We start from the raw sequence: 26459 nt of genomic DNA on the forward strand, positions 1-26459 counted from the left end.
CGCGAGCTACCTCGACTGCTTGGCCAGAGAGTCGCGGAAGTCGACGCGAGCTGCGTGCTTCGGATCTTTCTCGTCCGTGAGTTCGACGAGCTCACGGGCGAGCGCCAGCGCCTCCGACGTTTCGCCCTTCTCGGCGAGATACTGCACGAGCATGCCGAGCGCCGTGAGGGTGTTGAAGCCTCTCTCTCCGCCGGTCGCCTTGCGGAGGTCCCATTCCTCTCGCGCGGTAGAGATTGCCTCGTCGAGCCGCCCCGCGCTGCGGTGGATCTTGCCCTCCAGTCGCAGGAAGTCCGTGCGATGGGCCTCCGCGCTGCCGAAGACCTTCGCGCTGTGTTCGCGGCTCCGCTCCAGCAGCGGCTCGGCCTCCTCGAAACGCTCCATGCGAACGAGGAAGTCCGCCTTGGTGAGGGCCAGCATGAACGTCGCATGGTTCGGCTCATCGCCGAACGCGGTGGTGAACGCCTCCGCCTCCTCGATCTCGGTAAGCGCTTCTTCCGTTCGGCCCGCATCGCTCAAAGCGCTCGCGAGAGCCGCGCGCACCTGTAGCTGGTTCCGGCCAGATCCCTCGAGCCGTTCGTAGTCCGACTTGCACGTCAACAGCTCGCTCACTGCGTCCCTGCTCCGTCCCATCAGCCGGAGGTTCGTGGCCCGGTCCATGCGGATCGTGACGGGGAAGAGGCTGGTCGCGGCGACGTGATCTCTCGCGATTTGAAGCGCTTCCACGTAGTACGCCTCCGCCTCGTCACGACGGTCCCTGGTCGAGGCGTTCTGGCCCAGTCGGTGCAGGTCGGCCATGACCATCGACTCGTTCGCCGGCTGCATCGCACGCGCCACTTCCAGGCACTCCTGCAGGACCGCCTCCGCTTCCTCGAGCTGGCCAGAGCGGCCGTAGCAGATGCCCAGGTTCACCAGAACATAGTGATACTGGGGGTGGTTCCAGCCGAAGGCCTGCTCGACTCGCGGTTTGATCAGCTTCGTGAACTCGATCGCTTCCGAATAGCGGCCAATCACCTCGAGAAGGTCCGCCCACATGAGGTCGATGTCGAGGCGGTATTCCGACATGGGCTCGAACAGCAAAGCCGCTTCGTCCTTGGCCGATTCGAGCAGCTCGACGGCTTTCGGGAGTGCTCCGAGTCGAAAGTACCCTCGCCCGAGCTGGCTCTTCGCGATCAGTCGAGCCCTTGGGTCCTCGATCTTCTCTAGCTTCGGGACGTGGTCGTCGAGGAGGTCGCGGACGCGAACATCGCTGCCCATGGCGTAGCTCCCGAGGGCCTCGAACATGCGCGTCTGGAACTGGTTGAGCGTGCGCGAGATGTTCCCCTGCTCCGTCGCTTCGTCGCGCGCCGAGATGGCGTCGAGGCGATCCTTCTCACTGCGGGCGGTTGCCTGATTCGCGCGGACGAGGCCGAAGCTCAGAGCGGCGATGATGCTGGCGATCGTGAGCAGGAACGCGCGGTACTTGCGGGCCATTCGGTGTATGCGATACCAGCTGCTCGGCGGCGCCGCTTCGATGGGTTCGTGTGCGCGGAAGCGCGCGAGGTCCTCGGCGAACTCCGCCGCCGATCCGTAGCGGCGCGAAGGATCCCGCGACACGGCCTTCGACAGGATCCAGCGGAGCTCCTGGGGGAGCGCCGCGTCCGGCCGAGGATCGGCCTGCTGGAGCTGGGCGATCGCCCGCAGGAAGCTCATGTCGCGGAGCGGAACCGGTGGCTGCCCGGAGAGGAGTTCCCACAGGATACATCCGAGTGAGTAGACGTCACTTCGGACATCGATCGCGAGGGGCTTGCCGCTGAGGTGCTCGGGACTCATGTAGGGAAGCGTGCCCATGAGGCTGCCCTCCGCTGTCTCGAGCGCCGACAGGCCGAGCGCGCCCGAGTCCTGGGGGCGCGCGAGACCGAAATCGATGACCTTCGCCGTGCCTTCGCGATCGACCAGGAGATTGTTCGGCTTGAGGTCGCGGTGGATCACGCCCTTCATGTGTCCGTGGTGGACGGCCTTTGCGCACTGCTCCATGAGCTCGAGCCGGGCCTCCTGGGGGAGGCGCTGGCGGGCCGCGTAGGTGGTGATAGCGAGGCCGTCCTCGACGAGTTCCATCGTGTAGTAGGGGAGCGGCTGCCCCGCGACGACGTGGGTGCCCGCTTCATAGAAGCGCGCGATGCCCGGGTGGTTGAGCTGGGCGAGGAGCTGGAACTCGTGCCGGAACCGCCGCATCTCGTCCTCGCTGGCGAAGATACCCCTTAGCGTCTTGAGCGCGACGACGCGCTTCGAGCCGTCGTGCGCCGCCTTGAAGACGAGCCCCATCCCGCCGGAGCCGAGCAGCTCCTGGATCTCGTAGTCGCCCACACGGCCGTTCTTCAGCGTCTCAGGATCGATCTGGTCGGTGCGATCGGGGATGAAGATACGGGGCGCGACGCCCTCCAGGAACCTCGAGTCCATCCTGGCAGCGGCGCCCAGCAGCCGCTGCAAGCGCTCCAGTTGCTCCGGCCGACCCTCGCACCGTTCTCTCAAGAACGCCTCTCGCGCCTCGTCATCCAGGGGGAGAGCGGCATCGTAGAGCTGCCGGAGTTCGGTCCAATCGTCTTGGTTCATCCTGGTGAGGTCGGTTCGTAGGGTGAGCGTCCTGCAGCTTGCCAGTTCTGGTTCGGGCCAGGACAATGGTATTCGTGGCCGACGAACTGACCCATCTCATGCGACGAATGTCCGCCGGGGACCCCGCTGCGTCCGAGGCGGTGTGGTCGACGGTCTACGACCAGCTCCGAGCGATCGCGCGTCATCAGATGGTCACCGGGCCGAAGGGTGCTTCCCTCCACCCCACCATGCTCGTGAACGAGGCGTGGCTCAAGCTGGCGGGCAAGGAGGTGGCCTGGAGCGACCGCAAGCACTTCTTCCTGCTGGCGAGCCAGGTCATGCGGTCGGTGCTCGTCGACGCCGCGCGTCGTCGCGGCGCAGCGAAGCGGGGTGGAGATCTTCACCTCATCGATGTCGAGATCGACCTGATGCCGGGGGGCGGGACCCCATTCGACATCCTCGAACTCGACGAGACACTCCAGCGACTGGCCGTCCACAGCGCGCGCATGGCGAAAATCGTCGAGCTTCGCGTCTTCGGTGGACTCGATCACGCGGAATGCGCGGAGTCACTCGGTTGTTCGCTGCGTTCCGTGGAGAGCGACTGGCATTTCGCCAAGGTCTGGCTGTACAGCGAGCTTGCGCCCTGACGGGCGGGTCGGAGCAGCGTGCGGCCGTTCGAGGGTCACTGAAACAGCAGCGAAACCGCGTTCGTGAAGTTCGACGTGATGACGCCCTGCACGCGATCGCGGTGCCAGAGCTGAACGAAGAGGCGCTGGCCCGACACCGCCGCCATCGTCGCGGCGCTGGTCGGCAGGAATCTCGGGTCCATGTTGAGGCTGATCACCCCCGTGGAACCGCTCGATGCGACGAAGTTCGAATACCGCCCGATCGCTCCGCCGACGCACAGGACGCCCTGGCTTCCACCGGGGTGGATCACGTAGACCTGGGCTGTTCCGGTGAAGAAGAATCCGGAGGAGTAGCGCGGAAGGTCCACGGCGACGAGCGCTTTCGGGTCGCTGGTCGAGCGGTTGCCATAGAGCGCGATGAAGCCGCGGCGGCCCGTGCTGTTCGGCGCTCCGGAGCAGTACTGGTACGCGGCGGAGTCGGGCCCGCTGGCGAGGTGGGTGGCTCCCATGATCTCGTAGTCCTGCTGGACCGGATCCTTCCCGGACCACGCCATCGCCGACTCACGGCTCGCTCGCCCTCCGGACGCCTGGGAAGCGATCATCGGACCACCTCTCGGATAGCGAGGCGACGTGCCGAGCTGTGTACGCCTCTCCGAGATCGCGGCCCGACTACCTTCTACGAGGTCGAACGTCGTCGTGTAGAAGGCGTAGTCCGTCGTACCGGGCACTGACTCCGAGTATCCCACGAGAAACTCCTCGTTGGTGGTTCCAAGGGTCGCGGTCTCGCGGAGCTCACCTGGACGCGCATGTTCGACGTCGATCAGGTTGGAGGAATAGACTCGACTCGTCTGCCGGCAGAGAAGGATCTGGTGGACCTGGACGAGGCTGAAGGGGCTCGAAAGGAAACTGACGGCGTAGACCGGGTCGCTGGATCCGACGCGCAGCGCGTCCGAGACGTCGACGCCATCGAAGTCGATGCCCCAGGAAAGGTAGGGGGAGCTATAGATGTGAGCCGGACCGCTGACGAGCACGCCGGCCGCGCTGACCTGGGCGGCGTCCACGTGCTCGTCGTTCGTACCTGTATCCCGATAGATGTACGCCAGGTTCCACGTGTTGACCGTCAGCGGGTCTCCGGTCGACTTCGAGACCGCGATGTCGAACGTCACGACCTGGCTGGAGGTGCCAAGGAAGTGCTCCTGCCCCAGCTGGCCGTCGTAGGTGACGGTCCGGTAGCGGCCGTAGTACTGGGACGACGAGAGCCCCCTGCACCAGGCCACCAGGAAGGTGGGGCCCGTGGATAGGGAGCGATTGCCGCCGACGTCCGGGCTCGTGTTGTTCGCGCCGCCCGCCGCGGAACCGATGATGATCTCCGGTCCGAGGATGCGCGTGACTTCGCCGAAGATCCTGCCCACGATCTCGTTCGACCCCGCGGAGCCAAGGCGCTCTGCCACGATGAGCGACCGATCGGCCCAGTTCAAGTTCGCGATCTTGGGTCAATACCAATTCGCGGAGCTTCCATCGATGTAGCCGCTGTGAGCGAAGGTCCCCGAAGAGGTCAGGGTCGTCCGGAAGATATCGTTGTCCGTGCCTGAGAAGCGGTCCTCGTAGACGTAGGTGTAGTGGTCCGTCGTCGCGTCGTAGGCCACGTCCGGATAGCTCTGATCCTGGCTCGCCGTATCGACCGCGAAGGTGGTCAGCAGGGGATCGACGACGACGCCGCCGCAGGGCCTCGCGGAGGAACGCAGCGGGAACCGTGATCTCGATGGCACTTCCCGTGAAGCGTATGGGTGCGGAAGCACTACGGCCTCCGCCGTCGATCGCAGTGGCGAGGCCGTAGTCCATACCGCCGAGTCCGGACTCGAAGCGGAGCCCCGAAGCGTTCGCCAGGCCATCCAGTGGTGAGACGACGCCCAGGACGAGCACCAGGTCACCGTTCGCGCCGGCAGCGTCGACCGAGAAACTCTGCTCGACGGACTCCAGCGCGAAGTCGTACAGGACTTCGACGGCGCCGCGATCGAGGACAAATCGATCTCCTCTCCGGGAAACGCTGGCCGCTTCGGAAAGGGCGAGCGCTTCGCCCCCGAGTGTCGCGGCCTTCAGCCTGAAATCGATCGGGTAGTTCTCAGGGGCCGCCGACCCGAGGAAGGGGATGTAGGTGAAGCCCGACCCGGACACGCGCGCCTTGTAGGTCCGCCCCCGAACCCAGGTTCCGTCCGCGTGCTCCGTGAAGTGAAGCGCCGCGTGCCGATCGTGGTCGCCTGCGAAAAGCTCCGCCGACAGCATGGGGGAGGTCTCCAGCAGGGCGCTCGACTGGGCCCCGGCCATCGGAATTAGCTGAACTGAGGCCCAGAGGAGCGACAGGCCGAGTGACAGGGAACGCGCGGGGAGGGAACGCGGATGATTCATGGCGATGGGAGGAGCCAGCGGCGAGGCTGGCTCTCGGAGGAAGCGGGGGAGGTCGTCCGTTCGAGACGATTCCGCGGAGTTCTGGCCGTCAGGCCAGCCCCGCACCCCGTCTCTGCTCCTCCACCGCAATCCGGACCGCAGACCCGCAAAGGAATCACCCAATCCCGTGATGCGACGCCCCGCCCCTTCCTCTCACAGCCTGAGCAAAAGTCCATTTTGCTCATCGTTGGATGCCCCTGGCGCATCCGCTAACGCGGATGCGCGTCGAGCATGAGCCATCTTTGCTCAGGTTCTCAAGTGCTCGCCCGCGCCGCGATCTCCTCGCGCAGCGTGTCCACGAGGTCGTCGCCGATCTCCTGGATGCGCGCTGCGTCCGGTCCTTCCACCATCACGCGCGCCTTGGACTCCGTGCCCGAGTAGCGCACGTTCACGCGGCCGTCGGCGCCGAGCTCCTCTTCGTAGCGCATCCGCTTCTCCTGGAAGATCGGGAGCGTCTCCAGCGCTGGCTTGGCGGCCACCTTGAGGCCCAGGAGCACCTGGGGGAAAGGAACGAACGGTGCAGCCAGCTCGGAGAGCGTCTTGCCCGTGCGCGCGCGGACGCCGAGCACGTGCAGCGCTGTCAGTAGCCCGTCGCCGATGAAGCCGCTGTCGGCTCCGAAGATGATGTGGCCGGATTTCTCCCCGCCGAGGCGCAGTCCGTTCTGGCGCAGGCCCTCGACGACCTGGCGGTCGCCGACGCCCACCTCGACCACGCCGACGCCCACGGGCTCCAGGGCTCGATGCAGGCCGCGATTGCTCATGACCGTGGCCACGATGCGCAGGTCGCTCCAGAGGCCGCGGGCCGCCGCGTCGCGGGCCAGGATCGCCATGATCGCGTCGCCGTCGACGAGATCACCCTTCTCGTCCACCAGCAGGCAGCGGTCTGCGTCACCGTCGAGGGCCACGCCGAAGTCGGCGCCGAGGGCCTTGACGCGCTCCTGCAGCGGCTCCGGGTAGGTCGATCCGCAGCCTTCGTTGATGTTCGTTCCGGTCGGTGCCCCGAAGAGCGTGGTGACCTCGGCGCCGATCGCCTCGAGCACGCGCGGGCCGACGTGACTGGCGGCGCCGTTCGCGCAGTCGATCACGACCTTCGCGCCCGCGAGGTCGAGCGGCTCGCCGCTCTTCGCGAGCTGGATGAGGTGCTCGGCGTAGAGGTCCTCGAGGTGTGCGTCGTGGGTGAGATCCAGGGAGCCGGCCGCCTGGCCGCCGGGATCGACGCGGTTCATCTCCTCGCGGAGACGCATCTCGATCTCCGACTGCTGCGCGTCGGTCAGCTTCGAGCCCGCGCCCGCGAAGAGCTTGATGCCGTTGTCTTCGGCCGGGTTGTGCGAGGCGCTGATCATCACGCCGAGGGACACGTCCTGGGTCGCCGTCAGCCACGCGAGACCCGGCGTCGGGAGGAGCCCAGCGGTTCGAGCGGCGACGCCCGAGGCCGCGAGCCCCCGCGCGAGCGCTTCCTGGAGCGCCTTCGCCGACGCGCGCCCATCATGGGCGATCAGCGCCTCGGCCGCGTGCCCCGAGCCGACGCCGAGGACCGTGCCCGCCGCTCGCCCCAGGGCCTCGACGGCCTCGACCGACAGCCACCCTTCCAGCGCCTTCCCGCGAATCCCGTCCGTCCCGAAGATCTCCTGGCTCATCACTGCTTGCATCCTACTCATCCTGTCCCTTCTCTTCGGGCGCTCGCGTGAGCGCAACTGTCCGGTCCGACTCATCGAGTTCCAGGCGCAAGGACGCTCCTGGATTTTCCTTGGCGGCCCCGAAGAGGGGGCCCAGCGACGCGCGCCAGAGCGGGTCGAGAGAACCGACCTCGACCTCCGTTCGCAGTCCTGGCGAGGCCGCAGCGCGCTCCGTGTCGACGAACACGCGCGCGTTCTCGCGCACGAACTGGAGGATCTCCAGGCGCATCGTCGTCTGCAGCGACTCGTCGATTCCGTCGCTGATCAGGCCGCGTGTCTTCACGAAAGCGGTGACCGTTTCCGTCGGCGGCAAGAACCTCGGAGCGGCGTCTCCCGCGGCCGCATCGAACGATACGAGCGCGACTTCCAGCTCCAGTTGACCGACGACGGTCTCCCGCGGCAGGAGCCTGCCGCGCAGGAAGAGCTCCTCGCCGAGCATCACCTCGCCCAGCTGGCGAGCCTCCATCGCCTCACGATCAGGAACGAGGCGGACGACGAAGCCCGTCCCGGTCGAGCGAGAGAGGTCGATCGGCTCGAACGCCAGGAGCGCGGGGTTCTCGGTCAGCCGAGCCACGTCCTCCTTCGGGCCGCGCACGGTGACCACGCCAGGGTTGAACTCCACCGAGGCGGTGTCGAGCTCGGCACCGATCGGCGTCTGAATGCCAATCAAGCTGGCTTCCACCGGTGAGTCCAGGGGGCTGCCCGCCGCTGTGCCTCCGCCGAAGGAGGCCAGCGTCGGCGAGATCGCGCTCTCGTCGTAGCGCTCGACCCTCACGGCGAGGAACCCGCCAGGTGTGCGCAGATCGACGTCGAGCCCACGAATCGGTCGATCGACGCCCCATGTGATCTCACCGGGCCTCACGTTCTTCTCCGTGCCGACCCAGTCGTCCGTGACGATCAGCACGCCGCCGAGTTCGCCGCCGACCAGCGCCAGATCCGCCTGGGCGGCGGTCGCGTCGATCATGATCGAGTCGCCTGACCGCGGCGACGCCAGGTGCAGGTCCCTGGACGGCAGGACGATGCGCAGGATGCCGCGGGTGGGCGTGAGCTTGGCGTCCTCGCCGGCCTCCACGCGGACCTCCAGCGTGTACTCCTTGGACGTTCGGATCGAGCGGAACGCCAGCAGGAAGAGGCCGACGCCGACGGCGAGCGCCATCGCCTTCTGGCCAGGATTGGCGATGAGCCCCTTCAGGAACTTCATCACGGGATGGAAGCGTCCACCCGCATGGCGCCCGTCCTTCCCCGCTTTCACGTCGTCGTCGCCCCCGAGGCGAGAGCGCAGCACGGCCCCGAGTTCGTCGCGGAGCACGCGACGCTCCATCTTGCCGTTCTGGCAAACGGTGATGAGCCCCGTCTCCTCCGAGACGGCGACGACCACGGCGTCCGTTTCCTCGGAGAGACCGAGGGCGGCGCGGTGGCGGGTGCCCACGGACTGCGCGAGACGGTCGTTCTCGGACAGCGGAAGGATCGCGCCCGCGGCGGCGATCCGGTCCTCGCGGATGATGACGGCGCCGTCGTGCAGCGCGCTGTCGGTGTGGAAGATGCTGTCCAGGAGAAACCGGTTGACGCGAGCATCGACGCGCTGGGCCGTCTGCGTCCACGGATCGAGCGGCGTCTGCCGCTCGAAGGCGATGAGCGCGCCGCGCTTGCGCTTGGCCATCGACACGCACGCGCTCGCGACCTCGTCCACGACGTCCTTGGCGCGCGAGCCGATCACTCGACTCAGCAGCGGATTGTCCCCGAGGCTGATGATGCCTCGCCGAAGCTCGGGCTGGAACACGATCGCGAGGATCACCACGGCGAAGCCCGTGACTCCTTCGACGATGAACTGCAGCTCCGAGAGGCCGAGCCAGCGAGCGACGCCCAGGAGCGCTCCGAACACGACGATCAGCGCGATGACGACGCCGCGGATCAGGCCGCTCCCACGGGTCGTCCGCAGGAACGACAGCACGATGTGCGACCCGACCGTCAGAACCAGGATCTGACCAATCGTCTTGGGGTCGAGCAACATCGTGAGAGCAGGGAGTGAGAGGGGAGAGCGGGAGGGTCAGGTATCCGGGAGCGCGGCCCGAAACGAGTCATCGAATGATGCCCTCCGAGGCCCCGGATTCGCGCTGGTTCCGCGTCGAATTGTGGTTGGGGGCTTGCCCCATCACGGATTTCATCGACAGGCGGGAGGCGCACGTCGGAGGGAGATCGACGCCGTTCCCCGGGTCCTGCCCAACTACGGGAGCTCCCGGGCGAATCCGTCCCGATCAGGAACAGCCACGCGCGATCGCGCGCGCCACCAGTACCGCCTCGCGCATGACGGACACGTCATGAATTCGAAGGATCTCGACGCCTTGCTGGACGCCCAGGACGATGGCGGCGGCCGTCCCGCCGATGCGGTCCGAGGGCGTATCGAGCCGCTCCGCGGCCAGCCAGTCCCCGGGATCCTCGGCTCCGGTGATGTGCCCGATGAAGGACTTTCGCGATGCGCCGAGGAGGATCGGATAGCCCAGCTCCCGCAGTTCTCCGAGCCGGCCGAGCAGCGCGAGGTTGTGGGGGAGGCGTTTGCCGAAACCGATCCCCGGGTCCAGCGCGATCCGATTCGCCGGGATCCCGACCGCCAGGGCCGCGTCGGCCCGCGCCTTCAGATGCCCTGCGACCTCCGCGACGGGGTCCGAGTAGCGAGGGTCGACCTGCATCGTCCTGGGATCTCCCTGGCGATGCATCAGGACGATGTGAACATCCCGCGCTCTTGGACCCCGCCGTAGGTCGGCGACCGCCTGGAGCATGCGAGGATCCGCGAGGCCGGCGCTGACGTCGTTCACGATCCGAGCGCCCGCCTCGACGGCGGCTTCGGCGACGCCGGCCTTCATGGTGTCGATGGAGATCACGGCTCGCGTCTCGTTCGCGATCGCGCGGATCACGGGCACCACCCGCCGTAGCTCTTCGTCTTCGGCCACGGGGTCCGCGCCGGGTCGCGTCGACTCGCCGCCGATGTCCAGCACGTCGGCCCCCTCGGCGATCAGCGCCTTGGCCCGCGCGACCGCGGCCGCGGGTTCGAGGTATTTGCCGCCGTCCGAGAAGCTATCGGGCGTCACGTTGAGGATACCCATGAAGCACGGGCGCCGTAGCGCCCGTGCTTCCTCGGTCGGAGCGTCCCAGGGCCAAGGTGGTTGAGACTTCATTTCGCCGTTCGCCCCGGTCAGGCGGGGGAAAGACCCGAGAGGGACGGGCCTTCGCCTCCGAGTTCCGTACCGAGGCCCGTCTCCGGGCGCGGGGGCGGCGTGGCCTTCTTGGTTCTGCGCTCCTCGCGCAGCTCCTCGGCCGTCTTCTCACGGAGCCCTTCCGGCGCCGTGCCTGCGATGAGCTTCTGGATCTCGGTCTTGTCGAGGGTCTCGTAGAGCAAGAGACCCTTGGTCAGGCGCTCCACGGCCTCCTTCTCCTCACCGACGAGCTTCTTGGCGAGTTCGTACGCGTCCTTCAGGAAGCGCTTGATCTCCTCGTCGATCTCGCGAGCGGTCTCCTCGGAATGCCACTTGCTGTTGCCCAGCTCGGTCCCGAGGAAGTCGGAGCCCTGGCGCTCGGCGTAGTTGATCGGACCGATCTTCTCGCTCATGCCCAGCTCGGTGACCATCGCTCGCGTCAGCTCGGTCGCGCGGCGGATGTCGTCCGACGCACCGGCGGAGATGTCGCCGCAGAAGATCTCCTCGGCGACGCGGCCGCCGAAGAGCATGGCGAGCTGGCCCAGGAGACGCTTCTTCTGGGTGTGGTAGCTCTCCTTCATCGGGAGCATCATCGTGGCGCCGAGCGCGCGGCCCCGCGGCACGATCGTGACCTTGTGCGGCACGTCGATCTGGCCTTCCAGCTTGGCCGCCACGATCGTGTGACCGGCCTCGTGGTAGGCGGTGATCTCGAGATCGTCGGCCTCGACGTTGCGCGAGATCTTCTGGCGCCCGTAGCGCACCTTCGCGGCGGCCTCTTCGAGGTGCGACATTTCGATCTCGTCCTTCTTGTCGAGCACGGCCATGATCGCCGCCTCGTTCACGATGGCCGCGAGATCCGCGCCGGAGTACCCGGGCGTCGCGCGGGCGAGGTCGATGGCGTCGATGTTCTTGTCGACCTTCACCTTCTTCAGGTGCACGTTCAGGATGGCCTCGCGGCCCTCCATGTCGGGCAGATCGATCGTGACCTCGCGGTCGAAGCGGCCGGGGCGCAGAAGCGCCGGGTCCAGCACGTCAGGGCGGTTGGTGGCCGCGACGACGATGATGCCCTCGTCGGTGCTGAAGCCGTCCATCTCGACCAGTATGGCGTTGAGGGTTTGCTCCCTCTCGTCATGACCGCCGCCCATGCCGCTGCCGCGGCGGCGACCGACGGCGTCGATCTCGTCGAGGAAGATGATGCACGGAGAGTTCTCGCGCGCGGTCTTGAACAGGTCACGCACACGGCTCGCGCCCACGCCCACGAACATCTCGACGAAGTCCGAGCCGGAGATCGAGAAGAAGGGCACCTCGGCCTCACCGGCGATCGCCTTGGCGAGCAGCGTCTTGCCGCAGCCCGGTGAGCCGACCAGCAGCACTCCGCGCGGGATGCGCCCGCCGATCCGCGTGAACTTGCCGGGGTTCTTCAGGAACTCGACCACCTCGCGCACTTCTGCCTTGGCTTCCTGCGCACCGGCGACGTCCTCGAAGGTGACGCCGGTGTGGTTCTCCTTCGTGTACATCTGAGCGCGGCTGCGGCCGAAGCTCATGACGCCCGCGCCCGACCCCTGACTGCGCATCTGGCGCATGAAGAGCAGGAAGACGGCGAAGATGAGGATCCAGGGACCCCACGCCAGGAGCATCATCGTGAGCGAGCCGTCAGCGGGTCCATGGACCGTGCCAGCGTCTTCGCGCAGGTCGAAGCTGAAGACCTCGGGGGTGACGTTCTTGTCCTCCAGCGCCTGGGTGAGCGACGCGAGCCGCGGCGAGACCTTGGTGACCTGGAGGCCCACCACCTGGTCCGACTCGGGGCTCCCACCGAGGATCTTCTCGAAGCTGGCGCCTGCCTTGGCGGTTCCGAATACGAACAGCTTGTCCGTGTGGCGCGTCGCCCCGCGCGGCTTGGTGTCACCAGCTGCGCCGGGAGTCTCGGCTCCTGGGGTCAGTGGGGCAGAGGTCGAGCCCTTGGGGTCGTTCGCATTGGCGAGCGCGGGGCTCGAAGGATCCTGGGTCACCTCGGTGACGATCCACGCCTCGCTGGGCACGAACGTGCCGGCGTTGATGGCTGCTTCGACGTCCGGCGCCTGGACGGGCGTGTAGCGCGCTTTCGCCTTGATCTCCCGCCAGAGGCCTTCGTTGGCCCCGAGGCTGGCGACGGACAGATGGAAACGCTGGCCGTTCTCCAGCACCCCCTCGATGTCGGACTGTCCCTTGAACTCCAGGCGCTGGATGGCGCCCGTCCGGAGTGAATGGAGGAAGACGTCCTGGCTGAATTCCTTCTCGTTGCGCAGCTGGCTGCCGCTGAACGCGACGAGCACCACGACGATGACGGTGAGGAACAGTAGGAAGGAGCCGAAGGGTCGCGGCTTGCGCGCCTTCTCCCCCTGGTTTTGCGAATCGGCCATGGCTTGGTTATCGACTCGACCCGGGCCATTCTCCAGTGGACAAGTCTCAGGAGGGCAGTGCGCCTGTGTAATGCGCTGGCTCGTGGTCGGCTACCCGAGTGTAGGCCATCGGGCACCGGCTACCGACCTGTACGAGGGATCCTTCGCCACCGAAGGGGCGATTTTTGCCTGCACCGACGCGCTGGACGTCATTTTCGATGCGTCAGACGGTCCAGGTGCTACTTCGGAGCGACCTTCTGACCGTCCGTGAGAGGCACTGGCGGGTCCCCTACGCCCTGTAGCCCGGGTCCGAGCGGGCTCTCGGCCAGCGGCTTTCGAATCTCGGGAAGTAGCGGATCGCCGGGGCGCGTCACGCCGTATTCCAGACCCGCGAGAAGCAGCAGGAGAAGGCGATCAGCGGCGTTCGAGAGGGCTCGCTCGCGCTGCTCGACCTCCCGTCCGGGAACGTCGATCGCCGCGCCCACGGTGGGCTGCGCCTGGGCCCGACCGAGGACCGCACCGGTCTCGCCGTCGATCAGCTCCGCCTCGATCGTCAGGATCTCCAGCGTCTCGACGACCTGGTTGTCCGCGAGGCGGGCGCCCGCTCCACGGCGGAAGTTGGCGATTCGGCCTCGGATGAAGAGATCGGCGCGGCTCGGCGAAACCAGTCGCAGGGCCACGTGCCGACGCGCTGCGTCGCTGAAGGCGGAGTGGAGGTCGCGTTCCAGGTTCGGCAGGAGCGACTCGTTGCCGAAGATCTGAATCCCGATCGTGCGGGTGACCGAGGTCGCGTTCGCATCCATGGCCGTGCCCTCCAGTCCCAGACGGGCCGGGTCGTCGAGCGCGTCCTCGGGGAGCGCCGCGCGCGGAACCCGGGGCGCCAGTCCCGTCCGATAGCCGCAGCTGGCCCCGAGGAACGGGACGCTCGTCAGGAAGACAACGAGGAAGAGGGGCAGGAAAGGGTCGAGCCGGAAGGGAGCGGAGCGCGACCCATCCGTCCGCGCTGCTCCGCCGTGGAAGAGCCTGGCCGCCATCACTGATTGCCTCCTTCGCCCGACCCGCCGGGCGCGTCGCCGGACGCATCGCCTTCGTTCGCCGGCTCTTCTTTCGGCTCGTTCCGCTTGGGCTGAGTCGGCAGGGAATTGCTCAGGCCCGCCGGGCCCGTGATCCCGAGCCCGTTGTCGCCGAGGAACGCGTCGTTGATCCCGCCATCGAGGATGAGAGGGGCGTCCACGCGCTCGATCTCGTCGATGCTCGCCAGGAACGTGCGGATCTCCTCTTGCTGCTCCGGATTGCCGGCTCGTTTCCCGAACTCCAGGGCTCGGACCGCGTGCTGGCGCGCCCCCTCGGGGCTCTTCACGGTGGAATAGAACCTGGCCACGATCAGGTCATTGTCCGCGAGCCGCTGCAGGCAGTCCACCAGCGTACGGTCGACTTCGCCGCGGAGTTCGTGGTTGCCATAGCTCGCGATCCAGGCCTCGAGTTCGCTCAAGGCGAGCAGCATCGCGTCACGGTCGTAGGCCGGGCCGTCCAGGTCCGCGAGTCGCAGGCGGGGAATCTCGGCCTCGCTCTTGATGCGGTAGGGGGATCCAGGGGACCAGAGCACCAGCTCGCGGTGTTTCTCGATCGCCACGTCGAACAGGCGATCCTTCGTATAGATCTGCGCGAGCTTCACGAGCGCATCGTCGCTCTTCTCATGCGTGGGGTACTCCGTCGCGAGGTACTCGAAGACGCCCGGTGCACGGTTGGAATAGGGGAACAGGAAGAGGCGCCGCCGCTTGTCGTTCGCGTAGGACTCGCCGATCTCCCACAGAAGGTCGCCCGCTTCGTCCCTGAGGGCGTGGCTCGGGTAGCGCTGGTCAACGCGCTGGATCAGGCGGTAGGCGTCGCTGCGCTCGTCGTCCTCGAAGAGGAGTCGCGCGCCGCGCAGGCCCGCCGGCACGGAGATCCGTGAGGGCAGGTCGCTCAGCGCCAGGTCCTCGAGGTCCTCGGCGTTCTGACTTCGTGCAGCGAGTTCCTCTGCGCCGACTTCCAGGATCGACTGCGCCGTGGCGCGCTGATCCGTCTCGATCTTCGGTGTCTTCAGCACCGAGAGCATCGAACCCACCGTCTTCGCGAGGTCGCGATCGTCCGACGCCGTCAGGTTGACGCCCGTCGCGGCTTCGAGCGCCGGCGGCACCTCGTCGAGGTCCAGGGCCTTGGCGCCACCGATGGGCCCGGACTGGCAGCCCGTGGCGGCGAGCACGAGCAGCGCGGTGAGGAGGAGGAGTCGAATGGATGGCATCGGGGAGGGGAGGGGTCGCTGTGTCAGCCTTCGGTCGCTCGTTCGTCCGGACCGGTCGCCCGCGCGCGGCGGTTGCGATCGGGCGCTCCGAGGAACTCTGCGTGGCTCTTGGGCCGGGTCTGGAGCTGATGGTCCAGGAATCGGCTCGCGAAATCGAGGACGCGCTCCCCGAACTCCGGTCCGTCCGGCTCCTTGGCCCGTGCGAGGGCTTCCTGGCCGCCGTGGAGCAGTTCATGGGCGGCCTCGAGAACGGCCACCGGAAGGGTCCCGATGCGCACCCCTCGGGCGTGGACCTCGCTCGCGTGGCGGGGGCAGAGCCTCCCGCCCGCCTGGGGAGAGAACGGCGCGCGCGGCTCGGGGACGCCCGTTGCAGGAACGGCGGGCGCGGGGTCCCCGCAGGTGGCGCAAACGCGCATCGACGGCTCGAGCCCGAGGACCTGAAGCAATCGGAGCTCGAAGCGCGCGAGGCGAAGGGGGAGGTGAGCGAGACGAGAGAGGTCCGGTGCCTCCGACGCCCGCGCCGCATCGGAGAGCGCGCGCCCGATCAGGTTGAGTTCATCGAGTGCGCCCGCGAGCAGCGAGTAGATCCCGCCATCGACGAAGCCTGACCGGGTGCAGTGCTCCACGAGTTCGATCGCGGTGTGTGCGGCTCGGTACGTCTCCAGGGACCCGGTGATCCAGCGGCGTCGGACGTCGACGTCGCCCGTGCGAAGGGTTCCGAGGCTGCTGATGCGTGCCGTTTCGGTCCGCGAGGTGGACGCCTCCCGCGGCGGATTCCAGTCGAGGCCCAGCGTGTCGAACCAATCGAGCACGCCCGAGAAGCGCGACTTCGGACGGTGCGCGCCCTTGGCGATCAGCTCCACCCTCCCGTGCTTCGCGGACAGGACGTGCACCACGAGCGAGGACTCGCCGTAGGGCGTCCTCTTCAGTAGAAGCGCCGAGTCCTGCGCTGGCCTCGGTGGCAGTCGGTCCTGGACCGGCCTTCCTGACCGGTTCGTCGACCCGGAGCGGGCGCTCATGACGCCATCGGCGGCCGCGTCCGGTCGGAGGTCGAGCGCGAGCCGCGCGAGTCTCGATCTCTCGCGCCCGCGCCATTCGCTCCTTGACTCTTCCCGCTGGCAGACGTCGATTCCCGAGAGCCCCCGGTCGAAGCGTCGACTCCGCCCTCCACGTCCCGACCCCCCGAGGCGGCCTCTCGATCTTGCTTGAGCTGCTTCTCCTGGGCGGCGAGTTCCTCGCTCAGCTGGATCCGACCCGTCGTCGAGGCGAGGATCACCTTGAGCACGCGGCGGTCGGTCGCCTCGGAAACCTGATAGGTCACGCCATCACGGGTGAACGATTCGCCCGCTCGCGGGAACCTCCCGAACTCAGCGAGCACGAAGCCCGCCAGCGTCTCGTAGTCCTCTTCCTCTGGAATGGAGAGGAACGCCTCTTCGTTGATATCGGCCACGTGCTCGGTGGCATCGACCTGAACGCGGCCATCGGGCAAGCGCTGGAACGCGGGCGGCTCTTCCTCTTCGAACTCATCCTGGACGTGGCCGACGATCTCCGCCATCACGTCGGCGAGCGTGACGAGTCCGGCGGTGCCCCCGTATTCGTCGACGACGATCGCCATCTTCTGGCGCTGTTCACGGAATTCGGCCAGCAGCTCCGGGACGAGCTGAGTCTCCGGTACGAGCAGAGGCGGTCGCATGACCGAGCGGATCGACGTCGTTTCGACGCGGTCTTCGGCCACGGCTTTTGCTGCTTCCAGCGCGGTCAGCGTTCCGATGATCGTATCGATCGTGTCGACATAGACGGGAATACGGCTGAATCCGCATTCGGCGAAGACGGCGATGGCTTCGCGGAGGGTCGCGTTCGCCTCGATGGCGTCGATCTCGGTGCGCGGCGTCATGACCTCCGCGGCATCCGCTGCGCCGAACTCGATGACGTTCGCGATGAGTTCCCGCGTGTCGGCACCGAGTTCGCCCTTCATCTCGGCGTCCTCGACCATGGCGCGGAAGCCCTCCACCAGGCGTCGGGTTCCGTAGTTCGCGTCGGGGGTGCCGATCGCGCGCAGGAGCATGCGCCTGATGAGCGTCAGTCCCCGTACGACCCAGGCCATCGGGCCGAGGACGGCGCCGAAGAGAGGCAGGCCCGTTCGAAGGATTCGCTCCGCGTGCGTTTGCGCGAGGGCGAGGGGAATCGACATCGTCGCGAGGTGAAGGCCGAGCCCGCCGACCGCTCCCGTGAAGGCGAGCGCCTGCGCGAAGCGGATGGGCGCCGTCGCGCTGGGCGGGAAGAGGCGCAGCGAGAGAGTGAAGACCAGGGCGGCCGCGACCGCGCGTGCCACGAAGGCGAGGACGCCAGCGCTTGCCGCGAAGGTCTCGGCCTTGCCGGACGAGCGGGCTCCCAGCGCTGCTGCGGGAGCGTTTCCGCCGTAGCCGTTCTGCTGCTGGGAGCTGTCCTCTGGCTCTTCGTGAGCGGGACCCAGGTGACCCGGAAGCGCGCGCAGAAGGCTCGTGCTGAGCGTCGCGAAGATGGCCGCGATGGCGACGGATCCGGTGAGGGCGAAGAGCAGCGTCGCGTTCGCAGGCGTGGCGAGGTGGACGGTGTGGTGGTGGAGACCTTCCTCCACCTGCTTGACCTCACCCGGCCAGCTCTGAGGCGCCTGGGCCGCCGCCCCCGGTTGCGCTGACTGGCCGGCAGGGACTCCCGCCGACAGGTCGGCAGGGATGATAGAGGGAGGCTCGTCCGCGTCCTGCGAAGGCTCGTCGGACGGGATCTGTAGGGAGGGGTGCGTCACTGGGGGCGGATAGCGCAGGGCGCTCGTTGGAGCCAAGAGCATAGCCCATGGCGCGAGGCCTTCCGCCCTGGAAAGGTCATGTCCTCGGCGGGGACGAGGCGGGGACAGTTCGTTACGGAACCGGAACGCTAGCCGAAGGTTCGGGCTCCCCGTGTAAGGAGGTCGCGTGCGTAAGAGTTTATCGGGATTGGACTTACGGCGATTTATCGCGGGGCGCTGGATGGCTGGCACGCGGCTCGCCTCTGTCGGTTCCCAAGGCAAATCCTCCTCCCCGAGCCTTCCTCCGATCATGAGCATTGCAGTCCACGCCCCGGTCCTTACCGCGACCCATGCGCCCGCATCGACCTACTCGGTCCTCTCCAGAGACGATGAGACGTCGCTCATGGTCGCGTTCCAGGCGAGGCGCTCGACGGAGACCTTCGAGGCGCTCTACCGCGCCACGGCGCCTGGACTTTTGCACTGGATCGAGCAGCTCCATCTCCAAGGGCGCCTCAAGGGAGACCCGATGGACGCACTGCAGGACACCTTCGTGAATGTGTACCGCTACGCCGGCTCGTTCCGTGAGTCGGCGGCCGGCGGCTTCCGAGCCTGGGCTCGCACCATCGCTTCCAACGCTCTGCGTCGTGCTCGGCGGCGGCCCCGGTCCCTCGGCGTGCTCTTCAGCGAACTCGATGAGGCGGTCCTTCCCGACCCGGAGGACCGGGCCGCGGGGCCCGCGAGGATGGCTGAAAGCCGTGAGAACACGCTCGATCTGCGCAAGGCGTATGCGCTCATGCTCCTCCAGTACGCCCAGGCGTACCGGACGCTGAAGCCACGCGACCAGGAGGCTCTCGCCATGGTGGAGGTGGAGGGACTGAACTACGCACAGGTGGGGGAACGTCTCGGGGTGGGACGGTCCAACACGAAGATGATCGTCTTCCGGGCGCGCCAGCGACTGCGGTCGCGCATCGCCGCGTTCAGCGCTGCCGCCTGTTCCGCCGATGATGCCGCCCATGGTGAGACCGTCGATGCGCCAGAACGGAACTCGCGCGCCGTGGCGTAGCGTCCCTCCGACCGGTTCATCCGTTACCATGCCGGGTCATGCAGGCCCCCACAGACTCCCCCGAGACGGTCGATCTCCTGATCACCGGGATCGGTGAACTCGCGACGCCGCTCGGCGACGTGGCGGTGGCCGGAAGTGCGCTCGGGCGGATTTCGGTTCGGAGAGGCGTGGCGATCGCCTGCTCGAAAGGGCGCATCGTGGCGGTGGGGCCCGAAAGCGAGCTGCGACGTTCGTACGCCGCCATGGAAGAGCTGAGTGCCGAAGGCGGACTCGTGATCCCGGGCCTCGTCGACTCGCACACTCACCCCGTTTTCGCGGATACGCGCGAGTCGGAGTTCGAGGCACGCGTGGCCGGCAAGTCGTACGTTCAGATCGCCGCCGAGGGCGGCGGAATTCGTTCCAGCTTGCGCGGTGTTCGTGAGTCGAGCGTCGAGGACCTGACCCTGGGCCTCCTGGGACGCCTCGATCGTTTCCTGGCCCTTGGAACGACCACGCTCGAAGCGAAGACCGGCTACGGTTTGACCGTCGCGGACGAACTCAAGGGGCTCGACGCGATCCATGCGGCCGACCGCTCCCATGCGGTCGATCTCATCGCCACTTGCCTCGGTGGCCACGACGTGCCCCCGGAGTTCGAAGGCCGCAAGGAGGCGTGGATCGACGTCGTCGTGAACGAACTCTGGCCCGCGGCGCAAGGGCGAGCAGCGTTCGCGGATGTGTTCACGGAGAGCCACGTCTTCGGCCTCGCGGACTCGCGGCGGATGATGGAAGCGGCGCGCGAGCTGGGCTTCGGGATTCGCATGCACGTCGATCAGCTCACGTCGCTCGGAGGCGCGGAACTCGCCGCAGAACTCGGCGCCGCGAGCGCCGATCACCTCGAGCACGTTTCCGAACGCGGCATGCGAGCCCTCGCGGAAAGCGGCGTTCAACCCGTCCTTTGTCCCATGGTCCCGCTCTTCCTGAGGGAGACCCAGGAAGCGCCCGCGCGCGCCATGGTCGAAGCGGGCTGTGCGCCTGCGCTGTCCACCGACTTCAATCCGGGCTCTTGCTACTGCATGAGTCTCTTCGAGGTCATGAGCTGGGCCGCGCTGCGCTACGGATTCTCCGCCGCCGAGGCGCTCACCGCGGCGACGTTGAATGCCGCTGCGACTCTGCGGCTCGCCGAGGATCGCGGAACCATCGAGCCCGGAAAGCGGGCCGACCTGGTCCTCACGGACCTCCCCAACTACCATCACCTTACCTATGAGCTGGGTCGTCCCCCCGTCCGCGCCGTCGTCAAGAACGGCGCGGTCGTGTTCCAGCCAAGCGCTCTTCCCAGGCACTTCTGATGACGGCACCCGGTCTTCTCGTACGTTCGTTTCGGTTCTTTCCTCTCCTGGCGCTGCTCGCCGTTTCGAGCTGTGGCGGTTCCGTGGAGGCTCGCCAGGTCGGCGAGGGTCAAGGTAGCCAAGGCGCGGGAAGCGGGCCCGGCTCAGTCTCAGTATCTGGCTCTGGCTCTGGCTTCGTATCCGAGAAGGAAGCGGCGCGGCTCCGGGCCGCCGCCCGCAGCACCGATAGGATGGCCGCAATCCCCGCAGGAACGGTGAAGGTCGAGGGGAAGACGGTGACGGTAGAGCCATTCCTGATGGACCGCTTCGAGGTCACGAATCGCGAGTTCGAGTCGTTCGTGAAGGCCACCGGCTTCGTGACCGAGTCGGAGAGGATCGGGAATTCGGTGGTGTTCTTCCACGAGAATGCGAGGCGGGGGCTGCATCCCTTCGAGGTCGTCAAGGGGGCCACTTGGCGCCATCCATCGGGCCCTGACTCCGACCTTCGGGGCAAGTCCGACCATCCCGTGACGCATGTCTCCTGGAACGACGCGGCGGCCTACGCCGAGTGGTGTGGCAAAAGGCTCGCGACGCGAGCGGAGTGGATTCACGCGGCTTCCGGCGGAGAAGAGGGGCGTCTGTATCCCTGGGGCGACGAAGTCCTGCCCGGGCGGCGTCACATGATGAACTGCTGGCAGGGCACGTTCCCGCTGGAGGACGAGGGCCTCGACGGGTACCGGGGAACGGCTCCCGTCGGGACGTTCCCGCCGAACGGCTATGGGCTCCACGACGTCGCGGGCAACGTCTGGGAATGGATGGGCGAGCGGGCCACGGTGGGGGACGGGCCCGACGACGAGCTGGCCATGACGCGCGGCGGCAGCTTCCTGTGCCGCGAGGAAGCCGCGCCAGGCTTCCACGCATGCCACGGCTACCAGCTCGACAGGTTCGAGTGGAACCCGATCAGCAACGGCAACGACAACATCGGCTTCCGCTGCGTGAAGTCGCTCCCCGTGGACGGGAAGAAGTAGCCGTCTGGGGGACAAGAAGGGAGGAACCCGGGGCTGGACACGGTTAGGCTCTACGCCGAACCATGTCCAACAAGCCCACCTTGATCCAGCCGCGCACCCTGCGCGGGTTCCGAGACTTCACGCCGAACCTGATGATCCCGCGCGAGCGGCTCATCGACACGGCGAAGCGCGTCTACCGGTCTTTCGGATTCAGCCCGATCGATACGCCTGCCCTGGAATACACCGAGATCCTGCTCGGCAAGGGTGGCGATGAGACCGACAAGCAGATGTATCGCTTCGAGGATCAGGGCGGACGCGACGTCGGGATGCGCTTCGATCTCACGATTCCCTTCGCGCGGTTCGCGGCCCAGCACATCGGCCAGCTCGGAACACCGTTCAAGCGCTACCACGTCGGCAACGTCTGGCGCGGTGAGAAGGCCCAGCGCGGTCGCTACCGCGAGTTCATCCAGTGCGACTTCGACACGATCGGAACCACGAGTCGCACCAGTGACGTCGAGACGGGGCTCGTGATCTACGAACTCTTCCGCGCGCTTGGCTTCGAGCGTTTCACGATCCGAATCAACGATCGACGCCTCCTCTCCGGCGTGCTCGATCACCTCGGCCTGGTCGAGCGCCAGACGGACGTGCTCCGCGTGCTGGACAAGCTCGGCAAGGTCGGGCCGCAGAAGGTGACCGAGGAGCTTCGTGACGCCGTCGGGCTCAGCGAAGTGCAGGCCGCCGACGTCCTGCGCTTCGCAGGGCTCAGTGGCTCGCCGGCGGAGATCCTCGGCGAAGCGCGCGAACTGGTGGGGGATTCGGAGATCGGAGCCGCGGGTCTCGAAGCGCTGGCCGCGCTATTCGAGAGCGTGGCGGCGGCCGGCGCCGACGTCTCCCGTTTCGCGCTCGATCCCTCGATCGCGCGCGGTCTCGACTACTACACCGGCGTGATCTTCGAGACGTTCCTCGACGATCTGCCCGAGATCGGCAGCTGCTGCAGCGGCGGACGCTACGACGACCTGGCGAGCCTCTACACGAAGGAGAAGCTCCCCGGTGTCGGCGCCTCGCTGGGCGTGGATCGCCTGCTGGCGGCCATGGAGGAGCTGAAGATGATCGAGGAAACCGCGGCGCCGTGCCCGGTGTTCCTGCCGCTCTTCGAGAAGGGGCGTGACGGCGACTACCTCGCGCTGGCCCAGGAGCTTCGCGCCGCCGGGATAGGGGTCGAAGTGTACCCCGAGCCGAAGAAGCTCGGGGCGCAGCTCAAGTACGCCGACCGCCGCGGCTTCCCGCTGGCGCTCGTCGTCGGAAGCTCGGAATTCAGCGCGGGGACGGTCCAGGTCAAGGACCTGAAGACCGGCGAAAAAGAAGACGTCGCCCGGGCTGACCTCGTCAGCCACTTGAGGCAGCGAATCTGAACCCGGTCGTCGGTGGCGCGATCAGTTGGTCAGCACCACGCGGATCGCGTTCGAGAAGTTCGAGGACGTGGCGCCCGCAGCAGTCACGTCGCGGTGCCAGGCCTGGAAGTGCCAGGTCTGCCCCGCCATCGCGTTGATGGAGCCGGTCGGTTGCGGCACGGCGCCGAGGTTCACGTTGATCGCGATGCGGCCCCCGCCTCCCGTGTTCAGGATCTGGTCGTTGAACCGTCCGATCGAACCGCCGAGGCACAGGTTGCCTTCGCTTCCGCCCGCGTTCGGGACGAATCCCTGGTCGAGGCTGGCGAGGAAGAAGCCGAAGGCGTTCTGGGGGAGCTGCTTGGCGGAGAGACGCAGGTTGTTCAAGCTGCGAGAGGTCGTGCCTGCGGCGCTGATCAGGCCGACGACGCCCGTCGAATTGACGTTGGTGAGGCAGTAGTTGCTGCCGATACCGCCGCCCGCGATATCGAGTTCCATGTCGTAGAAATTGCACGAGCTGTTCTCGAAGACGTTGACGTGCAGGATCAGCAGGCGCGCGGTCGTGCCGGTGTTCGACCAGATGATTCTCTCGTTGTCGGTCTGGGTGAATCCGCTCGCGAGTTCGCCGGTCTGGAACCCGTCACCGCACGGCCCGCTGGCGTCGTAGAGGAAGAGGTCCAGGTCGGAGAGAACGTCGCTGAAGAAGATCTGTGCGTCGATCGCTTCGCCCGGCTGAACGGTGAAGCTCCAGAAGTCCGGGTCGTCCCGCGACACCCAGAGATCTCGGGTCAAACCGAGGGGGGCGGGGTGCGCCGCCATGCAGACGTCGTTGTCCTCGAACGGGTCGTCGCTCGCGTTCGGATCGCACGGGTTGACCGGCGGAGCGATCGTGACCTGCATGTCGTAGTTGTTGCAGAGCGCGATCGAACCGGGGTAGACCAACACCTTGATCGCCACGTCGACGGGGGCGGTTCCGGTATTGAGCCAGGTGATCGCCTCGTCGTCGCTGCTCGAGATGCTGTTCGAAAGGTAATTCAAGAGGCCGCCGCAGGCGCCGCTCAGGTCGTAGACGAAGAGGTCGAGATCCGCGACCGCATCGCTGAAGAAGATGTCGACCTGGAGCTCCTGGCCCGGCGGGACGGTGACCGAGTAGTAGTCGTTGTCCGTCTTGTAGACCGCGAGCCCCGACGCGGAGAACGGAGTGCTGATCCGTCTGGCCGTGGCACACGAATCGTTGTTCTCCAGGTTGTCTTCCCCGCATTGAACCGGCGAACGGAGGGGGGTCCAGGCCAGGGCGGTGCCGCCGAGGAGCTCGCCCGCGCCGAGGAGGAGAAGCGCGAGCGTTTGGAGGCGAGGTCCCGTGGACCGGAGCGCTACGGACTTGGATCGTGGAAACGTCATGGGAAGTGGTTGCCTCGTGGGCGGTGGCCTCACCGGATCGTCGAGACGATTCCGGTCGAGGTAGAGTAGTGCAGCGGGCGGGCACGATGACATCGACGTTCGATGAGGATCGTGTGGCGACCTGTTCAATCGGCTCTCATCTCGCGTCGTGAGCAAGACTTCATTTTGCAGGCTCATCGATACCCCTTGCGCATCCGCTGCCGCGGAGGCGCGTCGAGCCACGGCCATTCTTGCCCAGGGTCTCAGCGCGAGACACGACTCCTGTGATGAGGGCTCCGTGATGGCAGTGGATGGTCGGACACCAGCTGCCGACGCCGATGGGTCAGGGACGTTTCTCCGAACCGCTACGTTCCATCGAATCCGCACCGGTACGGAGGCGCTGCGTGAGTTCCTTGAGATCGGTCTTCTGTCCGGACGTCAGAGGCCTGTGGGTCGAGGCGTGCCCCAGCAGGGCGCGGAACGCGCGCAGGAGTCCCTTGGCCTCACCATGCCGCTGCTCAACGCCTCGAGCGAACGCGCTCGGCGTCTCGGTGCGCGCCTGGCGCAGGCCGCGGGCCTCGAGCGCCGCCAGCAAGGCCCTGGCCTCGGGCAACGGCGGCGGTCCGATCCCGAGGGCAGGCTCCCCTGACGCGTCGCTGGTGGGCGCCCTGGGGGCCGCAGCCGCTTCGTCCTTCCCGAGGCGTCGTCTCAGCCACCGGACGACGGCGAGCAGGGCGCCCAGCGCCAGAACGACTATCAGCACGCCATCAGCGGCACGGCCGGTACGGCTCCTGGCCAGTTGTCCGAAGGCCAGCCGAAGCTCCTCCACGGCCCGCCCGGCGCTCCCCGCGACCCAATCGCCGAGGGTCGACGTACGGGCGCCTGCGCGTCCTCCTTGTTCGCCTGTCCAGATCGCCAGGTCCTTGTCGGAGTCGGTGACCGGTGCCCACCGGAAGTCGGCTCCCGCGGACGTGCTGTCCTCGGGCGTACCGTCGAAGGTCAGCCAGCCGAGGTCCTCGAAATGCACCTCGATCCAGGCGTGCCCGTCGTTCGATCGAACCAGGAAGCCGTTCTCGTCGGGAAGGGGCTCGCTCGCCAGGTATCCGATCGCAATACGCGTCGGGATCCCCTGCAGTCGAAGGAGGATCGCAGCCAGGGACGCGAAGTGCGAGCATGACCCCGCGCCGCGTTCCAGGAGCGTGAGGCATCGCTCCGGCGAGAGGAGGCTGGTGTCGTAGAGTTCGTAGCCGAAAGCGTTTCGGAGCTGGCCGAGGACGTCGAGGACATCCTCGAGATCCGACGTGTTGCCGAACGTCAGCGACTCGGAATAGGCGCGAAGGGCGCGAAGGGCATGGTCGCGGTCGGAGCCTTCTTCGAAGGGCGGTAGCTCGGTGAAGGCGTCCCCTGGAAGCGATCCGGCGGAGCGCTTCTTCTCGAGCACGCGTAGAGGCCACGCGGTGGATTCGGATCGCACGCCGTACCGGTGCTTGTCGTTCCCCGTGAGACTCCAGATCTCCGCGCCCGGCGCGAACTGGATCGACTCGGTTCGGATGGCCCGCAGGTGCGAGGGAGCAAAGACGAGCCCGTTCGAGGCATGGAGGAACTCCACGGTGAGCTCGGTGGGTGGCTCAGCCGGGGGCATCGTCGCACCCTTCGTTCCGCTCGAACCTGGATTCAGCTGGATCCAGCCATCTGCTCCTGCATCGGCCAGCACGGCGCGCGCGGACCTGCGCTCGCGCAGCGTCCCGTTCGCTCCGTACTCGTCCAGGACCAGGCCCCGGAGATAGTGTCCGGGCCCGTCCGCGGGGCCCGAGGTGGTGACCCGCAGGACCGGCTCGTCCGAGAGCAGGTCTCCGACGGGGGCGCGTACCCCCGACTCCCCAGTCTCCGACTCGGTCGCGTCCGCCCGACCGCTGCCGGGTCCCACGAGACCGCCGGTCCGTCTCGGCCAGCGCTCCGTCTCCGCATCGTCGCTCTCCGGAAGGGCCTCGCGACGTCTCTCGATGGCCTTCTCGATGGCCTCGACCCGCGAGGCCTTCTTGCCGGGCTCCGGGTCCGAAACCACGGTCCTCGCGACCACTTCGAGCCCCGCCATCAGCACCAGCGTCAGCAGAAGGCACTGGAGAGCCACCACCCCGGCCGCTATCCACGCGGGAGTCCAGGCGCCGGCCAGGACCGCGCGCCCGCGGGTGGCCCGCTCCGTTTCCCGTCGCAGGGTCCGAGAGGTCACGAAGAGCGCGACAGCCAGGAAGAAGGCCGACTTCATGAACTTCGACAAGATCCGAGCGCTCTCAGGGGGCTGACCGCGCGCGGCCTCCGCGCCCACCGTGGCGAGAATCACGAGGGACGTGACCGTCGCCACGGCGACGAATGCGTAGGCAGCGA

Annotated in this window: 18 protein-coding genes; 5 read left to right on the plus strand and 13 right to left on the minus strand. The window is 67.3% G+C overall.

Going from position 1 to position 26459, the window contains the following annotated elements; genetic code table 11:
• Nucleotides 1-6 precede the first annotated feature (6 nt).
• Nucleotides 7-2589, minus strand: a complete 2583-nt coding sequence (locus Poly30_RS08795; protein ID WP_145196348.1) for a serine/threonine-protein kinase — start codon at nt 2587-2589, stop codon at nt 7-9.
• Nucleotides 2590-2663: 74 nt separating this feature from the next.
• Here Poly30_RS08795 and Poly30_RS08800 point away from each other — a divergent pair, with 74 nt between their 5' ends.
• Nucleotides 2664-3215, plus strand: a complete 552-nt coding sequence (locus Poly30_RS08800) for an ECF-type sigma factor (protein ID WP_419191139.1) — start codon at nt 2664-2666, stop codon at nt 3213-3215.
• A 35-nt stretch (nt 3216-3250) separates the two neighbouring features.
• Here the strand turns inward: Poly30_RS08800 and Poly30_RS08805 are convergent, their stop codons facing one another.
• From Poly30_RS08805 to Poly30_RS08850, 10 genes are all read right to left on the minus strand, one after another.
• On the minus strand, nt 3251-4672 hold the full coding sequence (locus Poly30_RS08805; protein ID WP_145196352.1) for a hypothetical protein: 1422 nt from the start codon (nt 4670-4672) through the stop codon (nt 3251-3253).
• A 15-nt stretch (nt 4673-4687) separates the two neighbouring features.
• Nucleotides 4688-4963 (minus strand): hypothetical protein, encoded by a 276-nt coding sequence (locus tag Poly30_RS08810; RefSeq protein ID WP_145196354.1) that lies wholly within the window; start codon nt 4961-4963, stop codon nt 4688-4690.
• 930 nt (nt 4964-5893) lie between these two features.
• Complete coding sequence (glmM, locus tag Poly30_RS08815) at nt 5894-7276, minus strand: phosphoglucosamine mutase (RefSeq protein ID WP_419191140.1); 1383 nt, start codon at nt 7274-7276, stop codon at nt 5894-5896.
• Between the two features lie 13 nt (nt 7277-7289).
• Nucleotides 7290-9326 carry a diadenylate cyclase gene (locus tag Poly30_RS08820; RefSeq protein WP_145196358.1) on the minus strand — a complete coding sequence of 679 codons (2037 nt, stop codon included), beginning with the start codon at nt 9324-9326 and terminating at the stop codon, nt 7290-7292.
• 244 nt (nt 9327-9570) lie between these two features.
• Nucleotides 9571-10416, minus strand: coding sequence for a dihydropteroate synthase (gene folP / locus Poly30_RS08825; protein WP_419191141.1), 846 nt, complete (start codon nt 10414-10416; stop codon nt 9571-9573).
• 89 nt (nt 10417-10505) lie between these two features.
• Entirely contained in the window at nt 10506-12905 is a 2400-nt protein-coding gene (ftsH, locus tag Poly30_RS08830; RefSeq protein ID WP_145196362.1) for an ATP-dependent zinc metalloprotease FtsH, read from the minus strand.
• Nucleotides 12906-13123: 218 nt separating this feature from the next.
• Nucleotides 13124-13918: an LPS assembly lipoprotein LptE gene (lptE, locus tag Poly30_RS08835; protein WP_145196364.1), complete on the minus strand. Its 795-nt coding sequence runs from the start codon at nt 13916-13918 to the stop codon at nt 13124-13126.
• Nucleotides 13918-15168 (minus strand): hypothetical protein, encoded by a 1251-nt coding sequence (locus Poly30_RS08840; RefSeq protein WP_145196366.1) that lies wholly within the window; start codon nt 15166-15168, stop codon nt 13918-13920. The genes lptE and Poly30_RS08840 overlap by 1 nt, the downstream gene beginning before the upstream one ends.
• A gap of 23 nt (nt 15169-15191) precedes the next feature.
• Nucleotides 15192-16187, minus strand: a complete 996-nt coding sequence (gene recO, locus Poly30_RS08845) for a DNA repair protein RecO (RefSeq protein WP_145196368.1) — start codon at nt 16185-16187, stop codon at nt 15192-15194.
• Complete coding sequence (locus tag Poly30_RS08850) at nt 16184-17953, minus strand: hemolysin family protein (RefSeq protein WP_419191142.1); 1770 nt, start codon at nt 17951-17953, stop codon at nt 16184-16186. The genes recO and Poly30_RS08850 overlap by 4 nt, the downstream gene beginning before the upstream one ends.
• Nucleotides 17954-18242: 289 nt before the next feature.
• Between Poly30_RS08850 and Poly30_RS08855 the strand changes: the two genes are divergently transcribed.
• From Poly30_RS08855 to hisS, 4 genes are all read left to right on the plus strand, one after another.
• Nucleotides 18243-18995, plus strand: coding sequence for an RNA polymerase sigma factor (locus tag Poly30_RS08855; protein WP_419191143.1), 753 nt, complete (start codon nt 18243-18245; stop codon nt 18993-18995).
• Between the two features lie 38 nt (nt 18996-19033).
• Nucleotides 19034-20320: an imidazolonepropionase gene (gene hutI, locus Poly30_RS08860; RefSeq protein WP_145196374.1), complete on the plus strand. Its 1287-nt coding sequence runs from the start codon at nt 19034-19036 to the stop codon at nt 20318-20320.
• Nucleotides 20321-20550: 230 nt separating this feature from the next.
• Nucleotides 20551-21327 (plus strand): formylglycine-generating enzyme family protein, encoded by a 777-nt coding sequence (locus Poly30_RS08865; protein ID WP_419191144.1) that lies wholly within the window; start codon nt 20551-20553, stop codon nt 21325-21327.
• Nucleotides 21328-21407: 80 nt separating this feature from the next.
• Entirely contained in the window at nt 21408-22718 is a 1311-nt protein-coding gene (gene hisS, locus Poly30_RS08870) for a histidine--tRNA ligase (protein ID WP_145206034.1), read from the plus strand.
• A 21-nt stretch (nt 22719-22739) separates the two neighbouring features.
• Here hisS and Poly30_RS08875 read toward each other — a convergent pair whose 3' ends face one another.
• Both Poly30_RS08875 and Poly30_RS08880 read right to left on the minus strand, forming a co-directional pair.
• On the minus strand, nt 22740-24095 hold the full coding sequence (locus Poly30_RS08875; protein WP_145196378.1) for a PPC domain-containing protein: 1356 nt from the start codon (nt 24093-24095) through the stop codon (nt 22740-22742).
• 322 nt (nt 24096-24417) lie between these two features.
• The gene (locus Poly30_RS08880; RefSeq protein WP_145196380.1) at nt 24418-26436 is read right to left on the minus strand and encodes a transglutaminase TgpA family protein; all 2019 of its coding nucleotides are present in this window, start codon (nt 26434-26436) and stop codon (nt 24418-24420) included.
• Between the last annotated feature and the right edge of the window lie 23 nt (nt 26437-26459).

It is taken from the genome of Saltatorellus ferox, assembly GCA_007751475.1.
Classification (GTDB): Bacteria; Planctomycetota; UBA1135; order UBA1135.